Raw genomic sequence first — 23,853 nt, forward strand, 5'->3', positions numbered from 1 at the left:
TGTTAATACAAGCGGTCTGATTTTCCCTATTTTTTGCAACAAACTCCCATAGCGGGTACAATCCCCTCATTTGCAATATTTCGGATAAATCAAACCGCTTGTATGTCATTTGAACTTCAATTTCGTCTGCCGAAAGCGAGCAGCACACATCAAGATCATCAAACCTTAGGTAACTTAATCGGGCATTCGGACACCCTTGCGATTGTGCAGGCAAGCCAGCAATTTCAAGGCTTGACGGTGGTGGTCACGCCTGATACCCGCACGGCGTTGCGGTTGGAAAAAAGTTTACCGAGCTTTACCAAACTGCCTGTACAGCTTTTTCCTGACTGGGAAACCTTGCCTTACGACAATTTCTCGCCCCATCAAGATATTATTTCCGCCCGTTTATCTGCGTTATTTCAGTTGCAACAAGGGCAGAAGCAGATTTTCCTGTTGCCAATCAATACCTTATTACAAAAAGTCTGTCCGCCGAATTATTTGGCGAACAACGTATTGTTGATTAAAAAAGGCGACCGTTTTTCGATTGAGAAATTACGCTTACAGCTGGAAAATGCAGGCTATCGAGCGGTGGAACAGGTGCTGGAATATGGCGAATATGCGGTGCGTGGTGCGTTGCTCGATCTCTATCCGATGGGAGCTGATTCGCCTTATCGTTTGGACTTTTTTGACGACGAAATCGACACGATCCGCACCTTTGATGTGGATAATCAACGCACCATTGAGCAGATTGACGAAATCAACTTATTGCCAGCCCACGAGTTCCCGACAGATAGCAACGGGATCGAGTATTTTCGTGGCAAATTCCGTGAACAATTTGGTGAAATTCGCCGTGAACCAGAGCATATTTATCAGCAGGTGAGCAAAGGCATTTTAAATGCAGGGATTGAATACTGGCAACCGCTCTTTTTTGAGCAAATGGCGAGCTTGTTTGAGTATCTGCCTGAACAGACGTTGTTTATCACCTTTGCCGATATTCAGCAAAAAGCTGAGCAATTTCAACAAGATACCGCAAGACGTTATGAAAGTCGCCGTGTCGATCCGATGCGACCGTTACTTCCACCTGAACAGCTTTGGTTCAATATCGAGCAGATTAACCAACAGCTAAAAGGCTATCCACGTTTAACTTTAACCAACGAGAAAGTTCGCAGTTCGGCGGCGAAGCAGAACGCCAACCTTGAGCCGTTGCCTGACATTGCGGTGCAATCCAACCAAAAAGAGCCTTTTGCCTCTTTTTTACAGTTTCAGCAGACATTCAAGGGGCAAATTCTCTTTTCGGTGGAAACGGAAGGCAGACGGGAAACCTTGCTGGAACTACTTGCACCGCTAAATATCAAGCCAAAGCAAGTGAAGCAACTGGCTGAGATCAATTCGCCAATTTCTTTACTGATCTCACCGCTTGATCAAGGGTTTATTATTGAAACAAGCGGTCAAAAACTGGCGATAATTTGCGAAACGGATCTGTTAGGCGAGAAAGTACAGCAAAGTCGCCGACAAGAGAAAAGCCGTAAAACCGTTAATCCTGATACCTTGATCCGCAACCTTGCCGAACTGAAAATCGGGCAAGCGGTGGTGCATTTGGAAAACGGTGTGGGGCGCTATGGCGGTTTAACCACCCTTGATGCTGGCGGTATTAAGGCGGAATACCTTGTGTTGCATTATGCCAACGATGCCAAACTTTATGTGCCGGTGGCGTCGCTTCATTTAATTAGCCGTTATATCGGCGGAACGGACGAAAATGCCCCGTTACATAAACTGGGATCGGAAGCGTGGGCGAAAACTCGTCAAAAAGCGGCGGAGAAAATTCGTGATGTGGCGGCGGAGTTGCTTGATGTCTATGCGAAACGTGAAGCACAAAAAGGCTTTGCGTTCGAGTACGATCGAGATGCGTTCGTACAATTTAGCAACACTTTCCCGTTTGAAGAAACCGAAGATCAGAAAACGGCGATCAATGCGGTGATTAGCGATATGTGCTTGCCGAAAGCGATGGATCGCCTTGTGTGTGGCGATGTCGGCTTTGGTAAAACCGAAGTGGCAATGCGAGCGACCTTCTTGGCGGTGATGAACCATAAACAAGTGGCGATCCTTGCTCCAACAACCTTGTTAGCACAGCAACATTTTGAGAATTTTAAAGATCGTTTCGCGAATTATCCGATCAACGTGGAAGTGCTTTCCCGTTTTAAAACCGCCAAAGAGCAGAAAGAAATTTTGGCAAAAGTGGCGGATGGTAAAGTCGATATTTTGGTCGGGACACATAAATTATTGCAAGAAGATGTGCAGTTTAAAGATCTAGGCTTGCTGGTGATTGATGAAGAACACCGATTTGGCGTACGCCAAAAAGAGCGAATTAAGCAACTGAGAGCCAATATTGATATTCTCACGCTCACGGCAACGCCAATTCCAAGAACACTCAATATGGCGTTAAACGGAATGCGAGATCTGTCGATTATCGCCAGCCCACCAGCTCGCCGTTTGTCGATCAAAACCTTTGTGCGACAAAGCGATGATACGGTAATCAAAGAAGCGATTTTGCGTGAAATTCTGCGTGGCGGACAAGTGTATTATCTGCATAATGATGTGGCAACCATTGAAAATACTGCACAACAGCTTGCCAAACTGGTGCCGGAAGCGCGTATTGTGATCGGACACGGGCAGATGCGAGAGCGTGAGTTGGAACGAGTAATGTCTGATTTCTACCACCAACGATTTAATCTGTTGGTTTGCTCAACCATTATTGAAACCGGGATTGATGTGCCGACCGCCAATACCATTATCATTGAGCGAGCGGATAAATTCGGCTTGGCACAGCTACACCAACTGCGTGGGCGTGTCGGACGTTCGCACCACCAAGCCTATGCCTATATGCTAACCCCACCGCCAAAAACGCTGACCAAAGATGCACAGCAACGGCTTGAAGCGATGAGTAGCATTGATAATCTTGGGGCAGGCTTTGTGCTGGCGACCCACGATCTTGAAATTCGTGGAGCAGGGGAATTACTCGGTAGTGAACAGAGCGGACAGATTGAGAGTTTAGGTTTCTCACTCTATATGGAACTGCTTGAAAATGCTGTTAAAGCCTTGCAGGAAGGGCGTGAACCGACTTTAGATGAAATTACCCAACAGCAAGTAGATATTGAATTACGCGTGCCTGCGTTACTGCCTGATGATTATCTGCCTGATGTGAATATGCGTTTGTCGTTCTACAAACGGATTGCCAGTGCAGAGAGTGATGAAGCCTTAAAAGATCTGAAAATCGAGCTGATTGACCGCTTCGGTTTACTGCCGGAAGCCACGAAAAACCTGTTCCAGATTACCCAATTACGCCACTTGGCAAAAGGGTTACAGTTGAAAAAAGTCGATGCAGGGATCAACGGCGGTTATCTTGAGTTCAAACCAACTGCAACGCCTGATCCGATGAAGTTTTTGAAGCTGATTCAAAAGGATAAGACAGTTTATAAATTTGATGGTCCGCAAAAATTCCGCTTTAACTTACCGCTTGCAGACTCTACAGAACGCTTGAAGTTTGTGAGTGAGTTGATCGAAGGGTTACAATAATCGTGTGGTAAGCGGGTAATTAACCTGTTGTCTGAATAAACATTTTTGCAAAAAGCGGTAAAAAGCATGATTTTTAAACTAACAAACGGTTTTTTATCAATTTCTGTTTGACACAAGCATTCAACACGCTAGAATGCACCCCACGAAACGCTACTACCAAGTAGCGTTTTTAGCGGGAATAGCTCAGTTGGTAGAGCACGACCTTGCCAAGGTCGGGGTCGCGAGTTCGAGCCTCGTTTCCCGCTCCATTTTTTATCGCGTCGTGCCCGAGTGGCGGAATCGGTAGACGCAAGGGATTTAAAATCCCTCGCCTTTCGGGGCGTGCCAGTTCAAGTCTGGCCTCGGGCACCATTAACAAATAAGCGGGAATAGCTCAGTTGGTAGAGCACGACCTTGCCAAGGTCGGGGTCGCGAGTTCGAGCCTCGTTTCCCGCTCCATTCTAAATATAATGATAGCACCACAAGGTGCTTTTTTTATATCTAAAAAATCAATCATTCCCCTAATATCTTCCCTCATTTTAAAAAGTAAAACTTTACACTTTTATGTTAAGATACTGAAAAAATTAGCAAGGGATACTTAGACTATGATTAAAATGAATACGCTCTCACAGCTGACCAATACGCCCAAATCAACGATTCTTTTCTATGTAAAAGAAGGTTTACTGCCCGAGCCGCTTAAAGATAAACCCAATTTTCATCTTTATGATGAAAGTAACATTCAACTGATTGAGTTTATCAAATATCTACAGACCAATTTTAGTGCCACTATTTCACAAATTAAAACGCTGTTTGCTCACAAGGACTTTGATATCGCTCATCCATACAAAAGTTTGACTCATTCACTTGATATTATTATGGGGGCGGAGAGTGAAAACTTCCTCGCCTCAGAATTGTGTGATGAATTCGGTATCACGGAGATTGAGCTGAATGCATTAGTTAAATCCGGTTTAATCAACCCGCGTGATAATGTTTTTACCCGCCGTGAACGTGATATGTTATCTATTATTAGCTGTTGCGATGATCGGGAATTACAGCTGCTCCAAACCTACGCGGAAACCGCCAAAAAATTAGCACAGCAAGAAGTCGCTATTGGTGTGAATATTCTGGCAACGGAAGAAAAGCAGAATGAACGTTTGAAACATTTGTTTGATGTGTTATTGCTGCTGAAACCTTATGTACTGAACTTACAAACATTTAATACTTATCAACAAGTAAAACCATAGCCAAAGTAGCAGTTTGAGAGACAGATTTTGTTAAAAGTAAATAGTGCTACTTTACACTTTTTGTTAATGGCATTATAATCCCTCGCAACGTCAAAACAGACTAAGGAACTGTTATGTTGAAATTACTTAGAATAGCGGGTTTTTTTCCTTATCTTGTGATTATGTTTATTAATGCAAGTGTGGATTTGGCTCACAAAATTACCATTCAGAATGTATTGCTCAAAAGCTTTGAAGGCGATACTCAAACCATTCTGACGGCATTGATCAATATGATGATTTTGCTGCCGTTTATCTTCTTATTTTCACCTTCGGCATTTTTGAATGAGAAATTTTCACATACTAAAGTGATTCGTTACTCAAGCCTTGCGGCAGTGGTCATCAGTACATTGATTTGTATTTGTTATTTTACGGGGCAATTCTATAGTGCATTTGGACTGACTTTAGTGTTAGCGGCACAAAGTGCGATTTATTCTCCTGCAAAATACAGCATTATTAAATCAATGGTAGGCGTTGATAAATTGGGTGTGGCAAACGGTTTAATTCAAGCGTTGACTATTGTTGCCATTTTATTCAGTTCATTTGTATTCTCGTTCTATTTTGAAGGAAGTTATGCACCGTCTGAAGATCCGAATATTGTATTACAAAGTGTATCGGGCGTAGGTGTCTCGTTAGTCGTATTAAGTGTGCTTGAAGCAATCTTTGCTTGGCGTATTCCGTTTTATCCGCAAGCGGTCGGAAATCGAGAAAAATTTGCAATGCGTAAATATGTTTCACTGAGCTATTTGCGTGAGAACTTACGTGAAGTGCGGGCAGATAAAAATATTTGGTTGAGCATTATTGGGTTGAGTATTTTCTGGGGCGTATCACAAGTGATAGCTGCGGCATTTCCCGCGCATTACAAAACGAATTTCGGCTCGGACAATGCGCTAATCGTACAAGGTATTTTGGCGATAAGCGGCTTGGGGTTAATTCTTGGTTCGTATATCGCAGGTAAAATGTCAAATCATCATATTGAACACGGCATTGTGCCAATGGGGGCGCTCGGGTTGTGTGTCTCGTTATTTGGTTTAACGATGGCAACGAGCAATGGCATGCTAATGCTTTGTTCATTTGGTTTTGGTGTGTTCGGCGGACTGTTTATCGTGCCGCTTAACGCAACCATTCAATTTTTAGCACAAGAAGCCACAAGCGGTCGCGTGATGGCGGGCAATAATTTTGTACAAAACATTGCGATGGTGGCATTTTTATTGCTGAGTATTGTGCTGGTGAAATTCGACGTTTCAATAACGGGCTTATTCCTGTTTACTTCATTCGTTTGTTTAATCGGTAGTTTCTACGCCATTTTACAACTTCCGCATTTATTTGCCCGTTTATTGATGTTGCCGATTGTGAAATTAAGCTACCGTTTCTACGTGGACGGTTTGAAAAATTTACCGCAAACAGGCGGTGTTTTAATGCTCGGTAACCATATCAGCTGGATTGATTGGATGATTTTGCAGGCCTCAAGCCCACGCGCTATTCGTTTTGTGATGTATCGTCCAATCTATAATAAATGGTATCTGAAATGGTTATTTAAATTTTTCAAAGTGATTCCAATTGGTGCCGGTGCAAGTAAAGAGAGTATTCAAGCCGTGCGTCAATGTTTAGCCAATGGTGAAGTCGTTGCGTTATTCCCTGAAGGTCATATTAGCTATAACGGTCAAATTAACGAATTCCAAAAAGGCTTTGAGCATATCTTAAAAGACTTGGATGATGTCAAGGTGGTGCCGTTCTATTTACGCGGCTTATGGGGTTCAAGTTTCTCCCGTGCGGACAGCTTCTATAAACAGATGACTAAACGTAGCGGAAGACGCACAATTCTAGTGGCTTACGGTAAACCGGTTGAAAGCACGATTAATGCGACAGCGATGAAACAAAAAGTGGTGGAACTGTCATTTAGTGCGTGGGAGCGTTTTATCAATCGACAAGCACCGATTGCAGATCAGTGGCTTGCCACAGCAAAAGAAAATTTGTTTAAAACCAGCGTAGTGGATGCGCAAGGCATGACGCTCTCCAATGTGAAATTGATTACCGCGGTATTACTGTTTGTTAAGGTATTACGCACTACGCTCAAAAATGAAAAATACGTAGGGGTATTGCTGCCAAGTTCGTCCGCAGGGGCAATTGTGAATATGGCGCTGTTTGTGCTCGGTAAAGTACCGGTAAACTTAAACTATACGCTTAGCCAAGAAACGATGGAAAAGTCATTGGCAAAAGCGAACATTAAACACATCATTACGGCGGAAAAATTTCTGAACAAACTGACGGAAAGAGGCTTTGATTTCATGACGTTGTTCGCAGATAAAGCAATTTTCGCTGAAAATATCAGTAAGCAAGTGGGCAAAAGTGAAAAAACGCGTGCATTTTTCACTGCGCTTTTTGCACCGCAATGGTGGATTAAAATGCGTTATTTTGCAATGAGCAGCCTCGATGATACTGCAACCATTCTCTTTAGTAGTGGTAGTGAAGGCGAACCGAAAGGGATTGAACTGACCCATAAAAACTTGCTGACCAATATCAAACAAGTGAGTGAATTACTCAACTTCAGAAAAGATGATGTAATTTTAAATTCATTACCCGTTTTCCACAGTTTCGGTTTAACCGTGACGACCTTAATGCCATTGGTGGAAGGGATAAAAATGGTGAGTGTGCCGGATCCGACAGACGCTGCCACAATCGGTAAATTAAGCGGCAAACATGGGGTGACTATCTTGTTTGGAACATCGACGTTCTTCCGCTTATATGCTCGCAATAAGAAACTTCACCCATTGATGTTCCAAAGTGTACGTATGGTCGTGGCAGGTGCGGAAAAACTGAAAGCAGACGTAAAAGAAGCATTTCGTTTGAAATTCGGTCTAGATATTCAAGAGGGGTACGGCACGACGGAAACTGCACCGGTAGCATCGGTAAATATGCCTAACATTCTTGATCCTGATAGCCTTAAAGAGATGACTTTCAACAAAGCAGGAACGGTAGGCTTGCCATTACCCGGTACGATTATCAAAATCGTTGATCCTGAAACATTGGTTGAATTACCGACAGGTGAAGATGGTTTAATCGTTATCGGCGGGGGGCAAGTGATGAAAGGCTACTTGAATGACGAGAGCAAAACCGCCGAAGTGATTTTTGAAACGGACGGTGTGCGTTACTACAAAACGGGCGATAAAGGGCATATGGATGAACAAGGTTTTATTACCATTGTGGATCGCTACTCCCGTTTTGCCAAAATTGGCGGTGAAATGATTAGCTTGGGTTTAATCGAAGAAAAATTAACCGCTATTTTTGCGGATGATGCCCAATTTACCGCAACGACGGTAACCGATGAGAAAAAAGGCGAAAACGTGGTACTGTTGGTAAAATCGGATCTTGGTTTAGATGAAATTAAAGAGCGCATTAAATCGACAGGTTTGCCGCCAATCATGTTACCGAGTGAAGTCTTGCTTGTGGATGAAATTCCTTTACTTGGTTCAGGTAAAGTCGATTTTAAAGGAGCGAAAACGCTGGCTTCTCAGCTGTTAAGTTAAAAACAAGCGGTCGGATGTGATGAATTTTTTGCAAATTTCTTATAATATCCGACCGCTATGTTGATAGGCTAATGAGTTAGATGGTTTTGCTTAATTTGTCGTCTAGAATAATAAGATTTGTTCAGTTAACTCAATATCGTTAAAAAGTGCTTGCCGAATGCTATCGGAATCAATATCATAGCCTCGGTTTTTCGGTGATACTGAATAACAACGTAAATTGTCAATAAAAAATGCAATGCCCGAGTGGCGGAATCGGTAGACGCAAGGGATTTAAAATCCCTCGCCTTTCGGGGCGTGCCAGTTCAAGTCTGGCCTCGGGCACCATTTAACAATAAAAAATAGCACCTCAAGGTGCTTTTTTTTATGTCTTTTTTTCCCCGTTTGATTGTTTAGTCAGCAATGAATTTAGATTATTTGATTTACTTCAAATAATATGCAAACTCTTCTAGCAAATAGGCTTCTCTTTTTATACATTTCAAATATATTTTTCACTCTATCTTATTGTTTTTAAATAAGAAGAGTTCTCATTTATAATTTGTCATGGTGGGGAGGCTCGCGTGAAACGGGTAAACAAAATGCTAAGAAACAGCCTTGTTGCGACAATGGCGGTGTTGGGGTGTATTTCTTCTGCTTGGGCAGGAGAGGCCAAAGAATTTGAAGGTCCGAAACCTGATGTGAAGATTGAGTCTGCCAACCATAAATTTGCAGAGCTCTATCCGCTTCAATATCAATCTTGGGCGGCGACAGCAGAATCTAAAGAAATTGTCAGTGCTTTGGAAGAAGATCCCCGTCTCGTGATTCTTTGGACGGGCTATGCCTTCTCAAAAGACTATAACAAACCGCGAGGTCACTTCTATGCGATTACCGACGTACGTAATATTTTGCGTACCGGCGCACCGATGGAGCCTGATGCCGGTCCTCAACCGATGGCGTGTTGGGCATGTAAAGGACCCGACGTTCCTCGTATGATCGCTGAAAAAGGCGAAGTCGGTTATTTTGATGCCAAATGGGCGAAATACGGCTCGGAAATGGTCAATTCTATCGGTTGTGCGGACTGCCACGACAGCACTTCTCAAGAATTCAAAGACGGCAAAGCGGCATTGCGCGTAGCCCGTCCGCACGTTTTACGTGCCTTAGAAACGATTGGCTGGAAATTTGATACGTTAGACAAACACGGTAAACGTGCGGCGGTATGTTCGAACTGTCACGTAGAATACTATTTTGCGGGTAAAGAAAAAGCAGTGACCTTCCCGTGGGATAACGGGGTTGATGTCGATAGTATGGAAAAATACTACGATGACATTAAATTTACCGACTGGGTTCACGGCTTATCAAAAGCTCCGATGTTAAAAGCGCAGCACCCGGATTTTGAAACGTGGGCGTTGGGTACACACGGTAAAAACGGCGTGACCTGTATCGATTGCCACATGCCGAAAGTCGAAACCAAAGACGGTAAAGTCTATACCGATCACAAAATCGGCAATCCGTTTGATAACTTCGAACATACGTGTAAAACCTGTCACGAACAAAGCAAAGAAAGCTTACAAGCGCGTGTGAAAGAGCATAAAAAACAGATCAAAGATGTCATGATCCGTTTGGAAGATCAAATTGTGAAAGCACACTTTGAAGCAAAAAAAGCTTGGGAAGCTGGCGCAACGGAAGAAGAAATGAAAGATGCATTGCAAGCCATCCGTCACGCACAATGGCGTTGGGACTATTCCGCAGCTGGTCACGGCGGTCATATGCACGCCCCTGATGTGATTCTTCACGTTATCGGAACCGGTTTAGATCGTGCGGCAGATGCTCGTACTAAACTTGCGGTTATCTTAACGAAACACGGCGTACAAACACCGATTGAGTTCCCGGATATTTCAACCAAAGAGAAAGCACAAAAAGTAGTGGGCATCGACTTTGACAAAGAAAAAGCAGCGAAAGAAGAATTCTTACGCACCGTAGTACCACAATGGGAAAAAGAAGCGAAAGAGAAAGGTCTATTACCTGCAGACGCAAAATAATTTGCTAAGTTGAGGCTACTATGAAACATATTTTCTCAAAAGTCGGGCGCATGTTCGCCCTACAAGCGGTCACTTTAGTGAGTTTTTTTGCAATTTCTTCGAATGTGTCGGCAGAAATGCCGGCACCGCCGCAACCGATTTGGACAAACCCGTTGGATAATGTGGACGGTGCGACGATTGCCAAAGATTCCCGTCGTGATCCGAATACCTATTGCGTAAACTGCCACGGGCATTTATCGGCATTCCAACATGCGGGTAAACATTTTCAGAAAGATACCGTCAGCCCGAATAACGGCAAACCGCTCAATTGTGTAAGTTGTCACGGCAATATTTCTGAAAACCACCGTAAAGGCGTGAAAGACGTAATGCGTTTTAATGCTCACGGCAAGGCGAGAAATCCGGCGTTAGAGCGTTCGGTAGAAGAGCAAAATCAAGTCTGTTTTGCTTGTCATAATCCTGACAAATTGCGTGAAACATTCTGGGCGCACGACACTCATGCCAACAAAATTGCGTGTGTGAACTGCCATAAACTGCACCCGGAAAAAGAGCCGATGAAGGGCATTGAATCAAAACAACGTGTGAAACTCTGTGTGGATTGCCATACGGAAGTGCACAAAGGTACTTTCAAAAAAGCGGAAGCTAAGGATCAAAAATGAGTTGTTCCCGTCGAGACTTTATCTCAGGGGCGGGAGCAGTGATTGCCGTGGCAGGCACAGCAGGGCTTGCCGCAAGCAAGCTCTCTCTTGCCTCTGAGAAAGAAAGTAAAACCATTCGCTATGCGATGCTACACGATGAACAAGCTTGTATCGGGTGTACGGCGTGTATGGATGCTTGTCGTGAAACGAACAAGGTACCGGCAGGCGTATCCCGTTTAGAGATCATCCGTAGCCAACCTTACGGCGAATTTCCGAATGTTCAATATGAATTTTTCCGTCAATCCTGCCAACATTGCAGCAATGCGCCTTGTGTGAGCGTATGCCCGACAGGTGCGTCTTTCATTGATAAAGCCACCGGTATTGTCGATGTAAACCCTGATTTGTGTGTTGGCTGCTCTTACTGTATTGCGGTTTGCCCGTATCGCGTCCGTTATATCGAACCGGTTAAGAAAACCGCCGATAAGTGTAATTTCTGCCGTGATACCAATTTGGCTCAGGGCAAACAGCCCGCCTGTGTGGAAAGTTGTCCGACAAAAGCACTGACGTTCGGTGACTTAAACGATCCGAACAGTGATATTTCCCGTTTAATCAAAGAGAAAACGACTTATCGCACAAAAGTGGAATTAGGTACGGATCCGCAGCTGTATCATGTTAAAAAAGAGGGGGTAAAATAATGAACGACTATGTTCCATTCCAAACCCCGAATCTTGTTTGGGATTCAAGTATTGCCGTTTACCTTTTCTTGCTCGGTATTTCGGCAGGATCGACTCTCCTTGCCGTGATCTACAAGCGTAAAGCGAATTTAGCCGATCCGAGTCAAAGCTGGATGATTCGCACCATGGCAATTATGTCACCACTTGCGACAATCATTGGGTTAACGTTATTGATTTTCCACTTGGCGCGTCCGTGGACATTTTGGTATTTGATGTTTAACTATCAATTTGATTCGGTCATGTCGATGGGGGTCATGCTGTTCCAGGTCTTTATGGCGGTGTTGGTCGTTTGGTTAGCGATTATCTTCAAAAACTGGCTGAGCGGTTTCGGTTTTATTCCGAAATTTGCCTTTGGTTTGATTGATATTGCGGCGAAATTTACCTCGTTAATTGAAATTCTGTTGATTTTCCTGTCGGTGGCATTAGGAGCTTATACCGGTTTCTTATTGTCCGAATTAATCAGCTATCCGATGTTAAACAACCCTGTCTTACCGGTCTTATTCTTGGCTTCGGGAACTTCATCGGGTATTGCCGCCCTTCTCGTGGCAATCCTCGTGGTTGGTAAAGTCGCAACGGATAGCCATGAAGTGCATTTCTTGCACAAGTTTGAAAAGCCGGTGGCTTTGATTGAAATGTTGCTTTTAGCCGGGTTCTTTGCTTACCTTTACTCCAAAGGCGGACAAAGTGCCGTGGCGGCGGACAATGCATTATCCGGATTTTGGGGAACCGTCTTTTGGGGCGGGGTAGTCGGCATCGGCTTATTGATTCCGACAATCCTCGGTGTTGTTACCCCGGCGAAAATCAAACACCAAAAAGGCTTTATTTTACTTTTAGCTTGTGCGGGCTTAATCGGTGTGCTTTGTTTACGTTACTTCATCTTGTATGCAGGACAAATGACAATTGCCTAATCGTTTTTAACAAGCGGTGAGATCTTGCAAATTTTTTGCAAAATCTCACCGCTTGCTTTTTTCGATGCGGAGAAAATGCTACTATTTCTCCCGATTTAAAGGAGCCTGCCATGAAAGAAAAAGTCAAAAACGAAGAGCTGATTGTCATTGCAAACGGATTATGGCGTTTGTCGGGGAATATTATCAAAATGTTGAGCTACCCGTTTCACGCTCTTTTCCCGAAAAAGCGTTTCACCATTCCGACATTCAGCCCGGCAAAAAGCGTATCGAACAAACCGAGCAGAATCAATAAAACCATTTGGCAGACCAATTACAGCAACAAAGTCACGCTGCCGGTATATTGCAATTATTTGGTCAACCGCTTGTTATCCCGCGATTATGATTACCGCTATGTCAGTACCGAAGAACGTGCCGAATATATCAAAGCAAACGCCGATACCCGCACTTTTGAGGCTTACAGCAAATTGACCGACGGTGCGGCACAAGCGGATTTTTGGCGGATTTTTACCTTATATAACGAAGGCGGTATTTATATGGATATCGACGGACATTTGGTCTGGAATTTGTCTGCCATTATCGGTGAAGATGATAGCGAAGTCGTGATTACCCGCCGTGATAAATATACCAATTTCTTTCTTGCTGCTGAAAAAGGCAGCCCGTTTTTGAAAGATACCTTGGATATTATTATTGATAATATTGAACAGCGCCGGATTGACGGCGGCGTATTTTCATTAACCGGTCCGACAACCCTAAATATGGCGTTGGAAGGTAAAACGGTCAATAGCCGTCGGGATAAAATCACCTGTGCGCAAGGCACCTTTACCAACGAATATTTCCAATACATGGATAAAAAGCGCGGTAAGTGGAATCATGCGAAAAATGAAGATTTATTGAAATAACGATAAAAACGAGTGTAACGCCATACGAAAGTATGGCGTTTTTTTATGGTTTATTCCCCCGCCCAAACAATCATCACTCTGTCTTTTCCATCTTGTCGAGAAAACGCAAAGTATTTGTGGGTTTCGAGAATTTTTTGTTCGCCATTACCAATAGCGGTGTGATGTTGGCGGAATTTTGCAAGGGTTTGCCAATGTTTCATCAAGGCTTGATGCTCGGCACTTTTCGCCAAATCCTGCCAGTTCATATCCGAGCGGGTGCCTTGAATCGGATCCGAGCCTGTCGCACCGAATTTTCGACCGCTTTCATCGCCGTAATAAATTTGTACCGCGCCCGGTGAGAGAAGCAATAAACTGCCTGCGGTTTTCTGTTTATCGACATTATTTTGGCTGTCATCGTGGAAAAATAGTCGGGTATCATGCGAAGAGAGATAGCTTAACACATTGAGATTACTCAGTTTTTCACTCATTTGTTGATAAGTCGGGGCAATTTTGGCAAAGCAGCTAATAGCCTCTTTCGCTTGATCTTGGAAGCTGAAGTTGATCATCGCATCAAAGCCGTTGTTGTAATAATCGCTGGTATGAACGCCGTGTCCCCACGCCTCGCCCGTCATCCAAAATTTATCGCCAAAGGATTGATTCGGATGGGCTTTTTGCCATTTTTCCAAAGCTTTTTCCGCCGATTGTTTCAATTCCAACCAAGTGCTTTTTTCCACGTGTTTAGCGGTATCCACACGGAAGCCGTCCACGCCGTATTTTTCTACCCAGTCAGACAGCCAGCCGATCAGATAATCGCGGACTTTGGCATTTTCACGGAATGTCGCCTGTGTATCAGGTTTATTTGCAAAAAATTCGGGTAATCCGACTGCTTGTTCGCTTTCGGTTTTGAGGTCAGGTAGCGATGCCAGCGACATTTTCAGATCATCAAATTTCGGACTGTCGTAATCACCGATGTCGGAACGAAGCCACGCCTTGCCCCACCATTTTTGCCACGCCTCTTTATCGCTAAAGTTAATCAAATTGTTGAACGAGTGCCAGTTTTGTCCTGTTTTCGGCGTCCAATCCGTCCAATGTTTGCCGAGCGTTTTCTCAATATCATCGCCTTTCAGATGTAATGCCCCAAAGCCATACTGTTGCATATCAGCAAGCGTCGCATAGCCGGTGTGGTTCATCACAATATCAAAAATGACGCGAATCCCCCGTTGATGGGCTTGGTCGATAAAGGTTTTCAGATCGTCTTCATTACCCATATTGGCATCGACCTTCGTCCAATCTTGATGGTAGTAGCCGTGATACGCATAGTGCGGGAAGTCGCCTTTTTCACCGCCGCCGACCCAGCCGTGAATTTGCTCAAGGGGCGAGCTGATCCAAATCGCATTCACGCCGAGTTGTTGTAAGTAATCCAGTTTTTGGGTTAGCCCTTTCAGATCGCCCCCGTGGAAAGTACCGACTTCGTCTTTACCGTCTTTTTTACGCCCGTAGCTGTTGTCGTTACTCGGATCGCCGTTATAAAAGCGGTCGGTTAACACGAAATAAACGGTGGCGTTTTTCCACGTAAAAATCGGCTCGGAACTGACCGCTTGTAACGGTTCCAGTAGCAGTAATCCGTCACTGTCTGCCGATGGCATCATCGTGATCTTACCGTTTTGTACTTTCGCCGTATTGCCTGAATAGAAATCTCGCACCGTTTCGCCGTCTTTGAACACGCCGGAAACCTCAATTTCTAACGGTTTGCCGTCCCATTTCGGACAAACTTGGACTAATTCATTAGCGCTTTTGGTTGCTTCCACCGTTAATTTTGCCGTTGGTGTGCCACTTCGCATATCAATTTCTACGCTGTATTTTCCGTCACGGAACAAGCGGGTCGATTCAACCGGATCTTTGCAAGGCACAAGGCTGACGACTTGATTTAATTTCAGTGCGGTTTGTGGCTGGTAGCATTGTTGATTGAGAGAGAATTGGAACGGATAGTGGCCTTTTTTGAGTTGGGCGTGCGCTTGGTAGAGCAGTTTTTCATTGGATTCAAATGTCGGGAAATGTTCGCTTTGCCATTGGTTGGCGGATAAGGTCGCTGATGCAAAAAGTGAAAGCCAGAGTAGAGATTTTTTCATTTGGGTTTCCTTATCGGCTTATAATGTAGTTGTTGTACAAAATAATATGTAGGGGCAAATAATATTTGCCCCAAAAACAGTCATTGAGAAATAGGGCTAATGTAATTAGCCCCTACAACAGATTATTTCGCCGAAACGTGTTTAATAAAAATCTGGCGAGGTTGTTTTAAGCCAAGCTGTTCCGCTTCATTGACCAAGTTCATCGCTTTATTCACATCATTATTTTTCAATGCTTTTAATACAGCCTGATTGAAATAATCTTCGGTGCTGGATTCGACCGGTTGTGTCGGTTTGGTTGCCGCTTTGGCTGCCGTCGCAGTTGTGCCGACTTGGGTTGGTGCCGGGGTTTTGGCTTCAAATAACGGACCGTTTAAGCCGATAAACTGACTGGATTGAATGCCGTCCACTTCTACATTGACTTTACCTTGGTTGCTGTGTGTCACGGTTATATCCGCAATCGCCGGCGGTTGGTTACCTTTCGCTTTTGCCAAGAGTTTGGCCGGGTGCGTCATCGTGGTTTTACCCTGTAAATCTTGCTCAGTCGTATAAACCAGCAAGTAGATGAAATCTTGATTTGCGGTTGGTGTGAGGCTGAGTTCCGCTTGATATTGTGCCGGACTTAAACCGCGTTCTTCGCTGAATTTAAATTGGGAAGACGGATAGGTCATCGCAGGGTTAAATTGCGCATCTAAAATCAAGGCATTCGGGACGAAGACCGTATTATCTTTTTGTACCGGGCTTGTGATGTTAAGTTTAATCGTGCCTTGATTGGCGGGGATTTTGTATGCCACAACCGAACCGCTTGCGCCCGCTAATTTGTTCGCGAGGGTTGCCACATTCGTCTCATTATTTTGTGAAAGTGTAATATCTTGCCATTGAATTTTTGCCAATTCCGCTTTTGTCGGTTGTAATGGTGCGGCAGCAAGTTGTGATGCGAGAAATAAGCCCGAAAGGAAAAGGGCGATGTTGGTTTTCATAAATCCTCCGAGAGTGAATAACGGGCGGTAATCTAACAAAATTTCCTCCCCCGTTTACAGGGGAAGGTTGGGGAAAGGAAATAAAACTGCAAAATTTTAGTGAAAAATCACCGCTTGTATTCCTTTGGATCGCGCACGTTTTGAACGTGTGCCGTATATCCTATCAAATTTTACTTTTATGATGGGCACTCGTTACAAACGAGCGCCATCTTGGATGGGGTATACTTGATTATCACCAAGCTTCGATGACGCACGTTTTGAACGTGTGCCGTCTATCCCATCAAATTTTACGATAGGCACTCGTTACAAACGAGCGCCATCTTGGGTGGGATATACTTGATTACCACCAAGCTTCAAATTGAACGCCGCCGATAAATTCGCCGTCTTTTGCTTTATAGCCCGCGTCTGTACGGTTTGCAGTATCAAATTTGTCGTTCCAATGTGCGTAAGTACCGAATACACGGATTGCAGGGCGCGCCCAAATGCTTGAGCCGGCTTGCCATTGTTGGGCAATGGTGTATTTCGCTAAGTTGTTTTTCTTACCTGTCGCTTGATCTTTGATCACATCGTAGCCGACTTCCGCAAGGGTACTCATGGTTTCAGTCCATTTATACATTGGACGGATACCAGCTGAGTACCATGTTTTGCCTTGGTTGTTGTCTAAGTCTGTTTTTTCATAGATTAAGGCATACATCACTTCTACTTTGTCGCTGGCTTGAACTACACCTTGGTTGATTAAGCGGAGCATATGACCGCGGTTGCTGGCTAAAGAACCTTGTGCATGACCGTTATTCCAAGAAGTCATGGAGTCTTTCGCATATTGTGCGGTAAACTTATTGAAACCGCCGAAGAAGTTACCTTGAGTATATTCTGCGGTAATCATGTAACCGTTTTTGGTTGCATCGTTATTGACATAAGCCGAATCGTCTTTTTTGTGAGCGTTAGCGTAGTCAAAACCAAGTTCTAATGAACCGTCTTTCCAAAGTTCAATACCCGCTAAGCGTACATCGAAGATGTCGTTATACACATCTTTGTTCACTGAACGATTGCTTTTATAGCTTTTGGTTGCATGGTCATAGTAGTAAGAGAATGCACCGCCCGCTTCCGTATCACGTGTTACGGCTAAAGAAAGTTTACCGAAGCCTAAGTCGATGTTTTCAACCCCTGCACCCGGACCTGAAATATCCCAGTAGTAGAAGTCGTTCATGTGGACATCGTGACGTTGATAGAAGCGTTTACCCGCCCATAATGTTGCGCCCGGTAAGCTGTCTGCGAAGTTTTTGAATTGAACGTTTAATTCACGTAATGCCGGGCTGGTTTCCGTCCAGTCATTGTTTTGTAACGTACCACCGTAAGCGACGTTGGTATCGAAATAAATCGATTTTTCACCCGATTTATACAATTCTTGACCAAGTTTAAATTCTGCATAGGTATCAGATTCGTTACCTAAACGGTATTTTGAACCACCGCCGTTTACGGTAAAGGCAGATTGTTCACCGCCACCTGATGTCCAGCCGATACCTGAACGGGCATAACCGTGGAAATCGACCGCAAACGCAGAAGTTGAAAGTAATGCACCTGAAATAAGGGTTGCTAGCAAGCTTTTATTGATGTTCATAGGGAACTCCTTTAATTGTTATATAGAACGCCTGAATCGCTTCAGTTGTCCACTCGGTTTACATTATGAAAAAAATCGTTATACGCCTAACTCTTTAAACAGGCGTTTGCAGGCGGTGCCGTCTTCTTTAAATAAATGGCAACGGTTCGGGTTAATGCCGATTGACATCGCATCCCCTTCTTTAACTAACACGATATCGTTCTGACGATAGACGAGATTTTGTTTAATCGGCGGCATTTCCACGTGAACTTGGGTTTCATTACCCAACTGTTCGACAACTTTAACCATACCGGTAATGCAGACTTCACTTTGGTCGCAAGGCAGTAAGTGTTCCGGGCGAATGCCGAGCGATAAGTTGTCGCCGACTTTCACGCCTTTACCTTCTACCGGTACCCAAAAGTTAAGGTGGGTGGAATCCGGTAATTCGATTTTTACTGCGTCTTGTTTGACTTCCACCACACGTACCGGGATAAAATTCATTTTTGGTGAGCCGATAAAACCGGCAACAAAGCGGTTGGCAGGGTAGTGATACAGCTCAAGCGGTTTACCGATTTGCGCTACGTTAGTGGCAATTTGTGTGTTGTTGCCGAGCGCTTGTAATACCACGATTTTATCTGCCAAAGTCATAGCTTCGACTTGGTCGTGGGTCACGTAAATCATGGTTCTGCCCAATTTTTTGTGCAGTTTGGAAATTTCGACACGCATTTGTACACGCAATGCCGCATCCAAGTTAGAGAGCGGTTCGTCTAATAAGAACACTTCAGGTTGAGAAACGAGGGTACGACCGATGGCAACACGTTGACGCTGACCACCGGAAAGCTCTTTCGGTTTACGTTGCAGTAAGTGGGCAAGTTGCAAAATTTCGGCTACTTGGTTGACGCGTTGTTCAATTTCCGCTTTGGATTTACCGGCAAGTTTTAAGCCGAAAGACATATTTTCCGCCACATTTAAATGCGGATAGAGGGCGTAAGATTGGAACACCATGCCGATGTTGCGTTTGGCGGGCGGCACGTCGTTCATTCGTTGTTCACCGATGTATAAGTCGCCGGAAGTGATGTCTTCCAAACCTGCAATCATTCTTAACACCGTTGATTTGCCACAGCCCGACGGACCGACAAACACAACAAATTCGCCTTCTTGAATATCCAAGTTAATATCACGTGAAATATGTACGTCGCCATATGATTTATTGACACCCACAAGCTTTACATTTGCCATTCTTACTATCCTCTGTCTGACGGTTTTTGAATGGTGCTAAGCTTAATCATCCGTCACACGGTTGAAATCATACTTTCGAAAAAATTTTCAGCATTTACAAAAAATTTTTTTTGCTTTCGTTTTGGCATGAAGTGTGACGCAGATCACAATTTACCCACTCTTTTTTGTGAGTAAGCTCACAATTTTCAGCAGAGAGATGTAAAGTGTGAAGTAGATCACTAAATAAACCTTCAGGGCGGAGAGGGGGGGAGGATGAACTCAAAAATGAAATCCTTCACTATGCCGCCAACAACATTCTATCCCAACTAATATGAGGAAAATTATATGAAAAAACTAACAAAAACCGCACTTGTCGTTCTTGCCGGGGTATGTTTGGCGCAAGGAGTTCACGCTAAATTGGTAGAAGGACAGTTAAACATTTGGATCAATGCGGATAAAGGTTATAACGGCTTAGCAGAAGTCGGTAAAAAATTCGAAGCCGAAACCGGCGTCAAAGTTATTGTTGAGCACCCGAGCAAATTAGAAGAATTATTTCCGCAGGTAGCGTCAACAGGCGACGGTCCGGATATCATTATTTTCGCTCACGACCGTATGGGCGGCTATGCACAATCCGGTTTATTGGCGGAAGTACAGCCAAGCGCAGAATTTAAAGCAAAATTATCGGATATCGGTTGGGAGGCGACCAAATATAACGGTAAACAAATTGCTTATCCTATCGCTATCGAAGCGCTCTCTTTGATTTATAACAAAGACTTAGTACCGACCCCGCCGAAAACTTGGGAAGAAATTGAGAAGTTAGACAAGGATCTGAAAGCGAAAGGTAAAAATGCGATCATGTGGAACCTTGCCGAACCGTATTTCACTTGGCCGATCATCTCTTCTCAAGGCGCTTATGCGTTTAAAGTGACACCAAACGGTTATGACGTGAAAGATGTCGGCGTAAACAATGAAGCGGCACAAAAAGGCTTACAGTTCGTCGTGGATCTTGTGAAAAAGAAAGTCATTAATGCCGACACCGATTATTCCGTTGCGGAAGCATCGTTCAATAAAGGTAATACCGCAATGACGATTAACGGCCCTTGGGCGTGGGCAAATATTGAGAAAAGCGGCATTAACTACGGCGTAGCCGTATTACCGACATTAAACGGTCATGCCGGTAAACCTTTCGTCGGGGTATTGAGTGCGGCGGTGAATGCTTCAAGCCCGAACAAAGATTTGGCGAAAGAGTTCTTGGAAAATCATTTATTAACCGACGCCGGCTTGGATACGGTCAATAAAGATACGCCGTTAGGTGCGGTTGCGCTTAAGAGCTACCAAGAAAAATTAGCCGCAGACCCGCGTATTGCCGCCACGATGGCGAATGCGGAACACGGTGAGATTATGCCGAATATCCCGCAAATGAGCCGTTTCTGGTATTCGGAAAAAGCGGCAATCGACAGCGCAGTATCCGGTCGTCAATCCGTCAAAGCGGCACTGGATGAAGCACAAGCGAAAATTGAAAAAGAGTAATTAAAAACTCCCCTCTTTAGAAAAGAGGGGAATAAAATGACAAGCGGTCTTATTCTTATCATATTTTGCAATTTCCTCTTCGCAGTTCTCAAACAAGGAAACTAAAATGCTAACCTCAACTCACACCTCTATTTCACCTGCTCAGCTTTGGGGTAAACGGGCGCTTGTCGGCTTGCTTTACCTTATTGCTTTTTATTTGGTATTTACCATCTATTTGCAGGGTGAAATTTTATTTGCGTTATTGACCTTAGTCGTCGTGACTTCCGGTATTTTTGTCTTTAGTTCGGAACGGGCTTATCGTTGGCGCTACCTTTTCCCGGGGGTATCCGCATTAGGTATTTTTGTGGTCTTCCCGCTTGTTTGTACTGTCGTGATCGCCTTTACCAATTACAGCGGTTCGAACCAACTTGCTTTTGAGCGTGTGGTCAGCCAATTGCAAAGCCAACGCTATTTTTCGGGCGAACGTTACGATTTCAAATTACTTGAAACGCCGAACAGTCAATATCAATTAGTCCTTGAAAATAAAAATTTGCAAAAAATTTATCTTTCCGCACCGCTTGCATTAAGCGAGTTGAAAGGGGAAATCAAATTGGAAGAGACGGCAACGTTGCCTGAAGGCAATGTCGCCCCGCTTAGAATTGTGACTCAAAACCGCCAACAGCTTCAAAGCCTTAATGCGGTTTTACCGAGCAACGAAATGCTCACCATGAGCTCGCTCCGTCAATTTTCCCAACAAAGCAGCCGTTTCAGTTTTGATCCGGAAAGTCAAATTTTAACCAATCACGAGACGAACGAGCGTTATAAACCGAACAATGACGTCGGTTTCTTCGAGCAGATTGATGACCAAGGTAACTTCACCGGTAAACGGGTTGAGCCGGGTTATACGGTCACAATCGGCTGGCAAAATTTCGTCAAAATTTTAACGGACGAAGGGGTACAAAAACCGTTTATCCAAATCTTTATCTGGACGGTGACGTTTGCGTTCTTAACCGTGGTCTTTACGACGTTGCTCGGTATGATTTTTGCGTCATTAGTCCAATGGGAGCCGTTAAAAGGCAAAGCGGTGTACCGTTTATTACTTATCCTACCGTATGCCGTGCCGGGCTTTATTTCTATCCTCGTATTTAAAGGGTTGTTCAACCAAAGCTTCGGGGAAATCAACTTAATTTTAGATAATCTGTTCGGTATTCGCCCGGAATGGTTTAATGATCCGTTCTTAGCCAAAACGATGTTGCTGATTGTGAATACTTGGTTGGGTTATCCGTACATGATGATCGTTTGCATGGGCTTATTGAAAGCGATTCCGCACGATTTATATGAAGCCTCCGCCATTGACGGCGCAACGGTATGGCAAAACTTCACCCGTATCACGATGCCGCAGCTGATTAAACCGCTGATGCCGTTGATGATTGCGAGCTTCGCATTTAACTTCAATAACTTCGTATTAATCCAATTATTAACCCAAGGTCGTCCGTCCATGATCGGAACCAGTACGCCGGCAGGTTACACCGACTTGTTAGTGAGCTATACCTATCGTATCGCCTTTGAAGGCAGCGGTACGCAAGACTTCGGTTTAGCAGCGGCAATTGCCGTGATCATTTTCTTACTCGTGAGCGGATTGGCGTTGTTCCAAATTCGTTTGACGAAGTTGCAGCAGGATTAAAAAAGTATGAAAAGCAAGTAATTGACTTCGATCTACCCCCTCTTTGCTAAAGAGGGGGACTAGTTAGATGATAAAATCTATAACTTATAAGGAATTTCTTATGGCTATCGTTCAACCTAAATCAATGAAAGCGCGCTTATTTGCAACGCATTTCTTTCTCATCACATTCTGTGCGTTGATTATGTTCCCCCTATTGATGATTTTAGGGATCTCGCTTCGTCCGGGGAACTTAGCACTCGGGGAAATTATCCCAAGCCAAATTTCCTTCGAACACTGGAAACTGGCGTTAGGTTTTAGCGTCACGAATCCGGACGGGACGGTCACTCCGCCTCCGTTCCCGGTATTGTTGTGGCTATGGAACTCAGTCAAGGTGGCGGGAGTCACGGCGATTATCACGCTTGCTCTTTCCACGACGGCGGCGTATGCCTTTGCACGTTTACGTTTTGCCGGTAAATCCATGTTGTTACAAAGTATGTTGATTTTCCAAATGTTCCCGGCAGTGCTTTCCCTTGTGGCGTTGTATGCGTTATTTGACCGTTTAGGGGCATATGTGCCTTTCTTAGGTTTAAACACGCACGGCGGTTTGATCTTCGCTTACCTTGGTGGTATTGCAATGCACGTTTGGACGATCAAAGGCTATTTTGAAACCATTGATAAATCGCTCGAAGAAGCCGCCGCACTTGACGGTGCAACCCCGTGGCAGACGTTCCGTTTGATTTTATTACCATTGTCCGTCCCGATTTTAGCGGTGGTCTTTATCCTTGCCTTTATCTCGGCGATTATTGAAGTGCCGGTCGCTTCCCTCTTGTTACGTGACGTCAGTAACTACACCTTGGCGGTGGGTATGCAACAATATCTGCACCCGCAAAACTATCTGTGGGGTGACTTTGCGGCGGCGGCAATCTTATCCGCGATTCCGATCACTGTGGTCTTTATCATCGCACAACGCTGGTTAGTCGGCGGATTAACGGCTGGTGGGGTGAAAGGGTAATTTGATAATGTGACAATATCTCTTTCACTTCGATCTGATCCCCCTCTTTAGCAAAGAGGGGTTAGGGGAGATTTATTCGCTTACGCTCACACTTCGTGCCGTTGCTAAAGCAACGTTTAAACGCAAGCGTTTGTAGCAGACTAGAATCACGAAGTGAGAGAGTGAAATTTCATTATTGTAAAAAAATAACCAAACACTAAAAAAGTCTTTTCTTCGATAATGGCTTCTGCCAAATCTCCC

15 protein-coding genes and 4 tRNA genes are annotated in these 23,853 nt (G+C 44.3%); 15 read left to right on the forward strand and 4 right to left on the reverse strand.

Annotated elements, in window-relative coordinates; translation table 11 throughout:
* Window positions 1–102 precede the first annotated feature (102 nt).
* The 12 genes from mfd to ACEYKX_RS06025 all read left to right on the forward strand — a co-directional run bounded on the left by mfd (window position 103) and on the right by ACEYKX_RS06025 (window position 13,529).
* Window positions 103–3,552 (forward strand): transcription-repair coupling factor, encoded by a 3,450-nt coding sequence (mfd, locus tag ACEYKX_RS05970; RefSeq protein WP_373766880.1) that lies wholly within the window; start codon window positions 103–105, stop codon window positions 3,550–3,552.
* Between the two features lie 172 nt (window positions 3,553–3,724).
* A tRNA-Gly gene (locus ACEYKX_RS05975) sits at window positions 3,725–3,800 on the forward strand.
* A 16-nt stretch (window positions 3,801–3,816) separates the two neighbouring features.
* Window positions 3,817–3,903: transfer RNA gene (locus tag ACEYKX_RS05980), tRNA-Leu, on the forward strand.
* An 11-nt stretch (window positions 3,904–3,914) separates the two neighbouring features.
* Window positions 3,915–3,990, forward strand: a tRNA-Gly gene (locus tag ACEYKX_RS05985).
* A 146-nt stretch (window positions 3,991–4,136) separates the two neighbouring features.
* Window positions 4,137–4,775, forward strand: a complete 639-nt coding sequence (locus tag ACEYKX_RS05990; RefSeq protein ID WP_373766881.1) for a MerR family transcriptional regulator — start codon at window positions 4,137–4,139, stop codon at window positions 4,773–4,775.
* Between the two features lie 113 nt (window positions 4,776–4,888).
* Complete coding sequence (locus ACEYKX_RS05995; protein ID WP_373766882.1) at window positions 4,889–8,338, forward strand: acyl-[ACP]--phospholipid O-acyltransferase; 3,450 nt, start codon at window positions 4,889–4,891, stop codon at window positions 8,336–8,338.
* A gap of 237 nt (window positions 8,339–8,575) precedes the next feature.
* Window positions 8,576–8,662, forward strand: a tRNA-Leu gene (locus tag ACEYKX_RS06000).
* A 251-nt stretch (window positions 8,663–8,913) separates the two neighbouring features.
* Window positions 8,914–10,353, forward strand: a complete 1,440-nt coding sequence (gene nrfA, locus ACEYKX_RS06005; protein ID WP_373766968.1) for an ammonia-forming nitrite reductase cytochrome c552 subunit — start codon at window positions 8,914–8,916, stop codon at window positions 10,351–10,353.
* 20 nt (window positions 10,354–10,373) lie between these two features.
* On the forward strand, window positions 10,374–11,009 hold the full coding sequence (gene nrfB / locus ACEYKX_RS06010) for a cytochrome c nitrite reductase pentaheme subunit (protein WP_373766883.1): 636 nt from the start codon (window positions 10,374–10,376) through the stop codon (window positions 11,007–11,009).
* On the forward strand, window positions 11,006–11,683 hold the full coding sequence (nrfC, locus tag ACEYKX_RS06015) for a cytochrome c nitrite reductase Fe-S protein (protein ID WP_373766884.1): 678 nt from the start codon (window positions 11,006–11,008) through the stop codon (window positions 11,681–11,683). Before nrfB ends, nrfC begins: the two co-directional genes overlap by 4 nt.
* Window positions 11,683–12,630, forward strand: a complete 948-nt coding sequence (gene nrfD, locus ACEYKX_RS06020; RefSeq protein ID WP_373766885.1) for a cytochrome c nitrite reductase subunit NrfD — start codon at window positions 11,683–11,685, stop codon at window positions 12,628–12,630. The genes nrfC and nrfD overlap by 1 nt, the downstream gene beginning before the upstream one ends.
* A gap of 110 nt (window positions 12,631–12,740) precedes the next feature.
* Window positions 12,741–13,529, forward strand: a complete 789-nt coding sequence (locus ACEYKX_RS06025) for a glycosyltransferase family 32 protein (RefSeq protein WP_373766886.1) — start codon at window positions 12,741–12,743, stop codon at window positions 13,527–13,529.
* Window positions 13,530–13,579: 50 nt separating this feature from the next.
* Here ACEYKX_RS06025 and ACEYKX_RS06030 read toward each other — a convergent pair whose 3' ends face one another.
* The 4 genes from ACEYKX_RS06030 to malK form a co-directional block, all read right to left on the reverse strand.
* Complete coding sequence (locus ACEYKX_RS06030; RefSeq protein WP_373766887.1) at window positions 13,580–15,637, reverse strand: alpha-amylase; 2,058 nt, start codon at window positions 15,635–15,637, stop codon at window positions 13,580–13,582.
* A gap of 122 nt (window positions 15,638–15,759) precedes the next feature.
* On the reverse strand, window positions 15,760–16,614 hold the full coding sequence (malM, locus tag ACEYKX_RS06035; protein ID WP_373766888.1) for a maltose operon protein MalM: 855 nt from the start codon (window positions 16,612–16,614) through the stop codon (window positions 15,760–15,762).
* Between the two features lie 340 nt (window positions 16,615–16,954).
* On the reverse strand, window positions 16,955–18,232 hold the full coding sequence (locus ACEYKX_RS06040; protein ID WP_373766889.1) for a maltoporin: 1,278 nt from the start codon (window positions 18,230–18,232) through the stop codon (window positions 16,955–16,957).
* A gap of 78 nt (window positions 18,233–18,310) precedes the next feature.
* Window positions 18,311–19,450, reverse strand: a complete 1,140-nt coding sequence (gene malK, locus ACEYKX_RS06045) for a maltose/maltodextrin ABC transporter ATP-binding protein MalK (protein WP_373766890.1) — start codon at window positions 19,448–19,450, stop codon at window positions 18,311–18,313.
* 324 nt (window positions 19,451–19,774) lie between these two features.
* On the opposite strand from malK, the gene malE reads away from it, so the two are divergent.
* The 3 genes from malE (at window position 19,775) to malG (ending at window position 23,613) form a co-directional block, all read left to right on the forward strand.
* Entirely contained in the window at window positions 19,775–20,959 is a 1,185-nt protein-coding gene (gene malE / locus ACEYKX_RS06050; protein WP_373766891.1) for a maltose/maltodextrin ABC transporter substrate-binding protein MalE, read from the forward strand.
* A 106-nt stretch (window positions 20,960–21,065) separates the two neighbouring features.
* Window positions 21,066–22,622, forward strand: a complete 1,557-nt coding sequence (gene malF, locus ACEYKX_RS06055; RefSeq protein ID WP_373766892.1) for a maltose ABC transporter permease MalF — start codon at window positions 21,066–21,068, stop codon at window positions 22,620–22,622.
* A gap of 100 nt (window positions 22,623–22,722) precedes the next feature.
* A complete protein-coding gene (gene malG / locus ACEYKX_RS06060) occupies window positions 22,723–23,613 on the forward strand; it encodes a maltose ABC transporter permease MalG (protein ID WP_373766893.1) in 891 nt (296 codons plus the stop codon).
* Window positions 23,614–23,853: the final 240 nt, after the last annotated feature.

The organism is Glaesserella sp. (assembly GCF_041817755.1).
Classification (GTDB): Bacteria; Pseudomonadota; Gammaproteobacteria; order Enterobacterales; family Pasteurellaceae; genus Glaesserella.

Excerpts from the sequence above, each read along its gene's own strand:
- ACEYKX_RS05995 (WP_373766882.1), top strand. The coding sequence starts at position 4,889 with ATGTTGAAATTACTTAGAATAGCGGGTTTTTTTCCTTATCTTGTGATT.
- nrfC (WP_373766884.1), top strand. The coding sequence starts at position 11,006 with ATGAGTTGTTCCCGTCGAGACTTTATCTCAGGGGCGGGAGCAGTGATT.
- ACEYKX_RS05990 (WP_373766881.1), top strand. The coding sequence starts at position 4,137 with ATGATTAAAATGAATACGCTCTCACAGCTGACCAATACGCCCAAATCA.
- nrfD (WP_373766885.1), top strand. The coding sequence starts at position 11,683 with ATGAACGACTATGTTCCATTCCAAACCCCGAATCTTGTTTGGGATTCA.
- malG (WP_373766893.1), top strand. The coding sequence starts at position 22,723 with ATGGCTATCGTTCAACCTAAATCAATGAAAGCGCGCTTATTTGCAACG.
- mfd (WP_373766880.1), top strand. The coding sequence starts at position 103 with ATGTCATTTGAACTTCAATTTCGTCTGCCGAAAGCGAGCAGCACACAT.
- ACEYKX_RS06030 (WP_373766887.1), bottom strand. The coding sequence starts at position 15,637 with ATGAAAAAATCTCTACTCTGGCTTTCACTTTTTGCATCAGCGACCTTA.
- ACEYKX_RS06025 (WP_373766886.1), top strand. The coding sequence starts at position 12,741 with ATGAAAGAAAAAGTCAAAAACGAAGAGCTGATTGTCATTGCAAACGGA.
- ACEYKX_RS06040 (WP_373766889.1), bottom strand. The coding sequence starts at position 18,232 with ATGAACATCAATAAAAGCTTGCTAGCAACCCTTATTTCAGGTGCATTA.
- malE (WP_373766891.1), top strand. The coding sequence starts at position 19,775 with ATGAAAAAACTAACAAAAACCGCACTTGTCGTTCTTGCCGGGGTATGT.
- malK (WP_373766890.1), bottom strand. The coding sequence starts at position 19,450 with ATGGCAAATGTAAAGCTTGTGGGTGTCAATAAATCATATGGCGACGTA.
- nrfA (WP_373766968.1), top strand. The coding sequence starts at position 8,914 with ATGCTAAGAAACAGCCTTGTTGCGACAATGGCGGTGTTGGGGTGTATT.
- nrfB (WP_373766883.1), top strand. The coding sequence starts at position 10,374 with ATGAAACATATTTTCTCAAAAGTCGGGCGCATGTTCGCCCTACAAGCG.
- malF (WP_373766892.1), top strand. The coding sequence starts at position 21,066 with ATGCTAACCTCAACTCACACCTCTATTTCACCTGCTCAGCTTTGGGGT.
- malM (WP_373766888.1), bottom strand. The coding sequence starts at position 16,614 with ATGAAAACCAACATCGCCCTTTTCCTTTCGGGCTTATTTCTCGCATCA.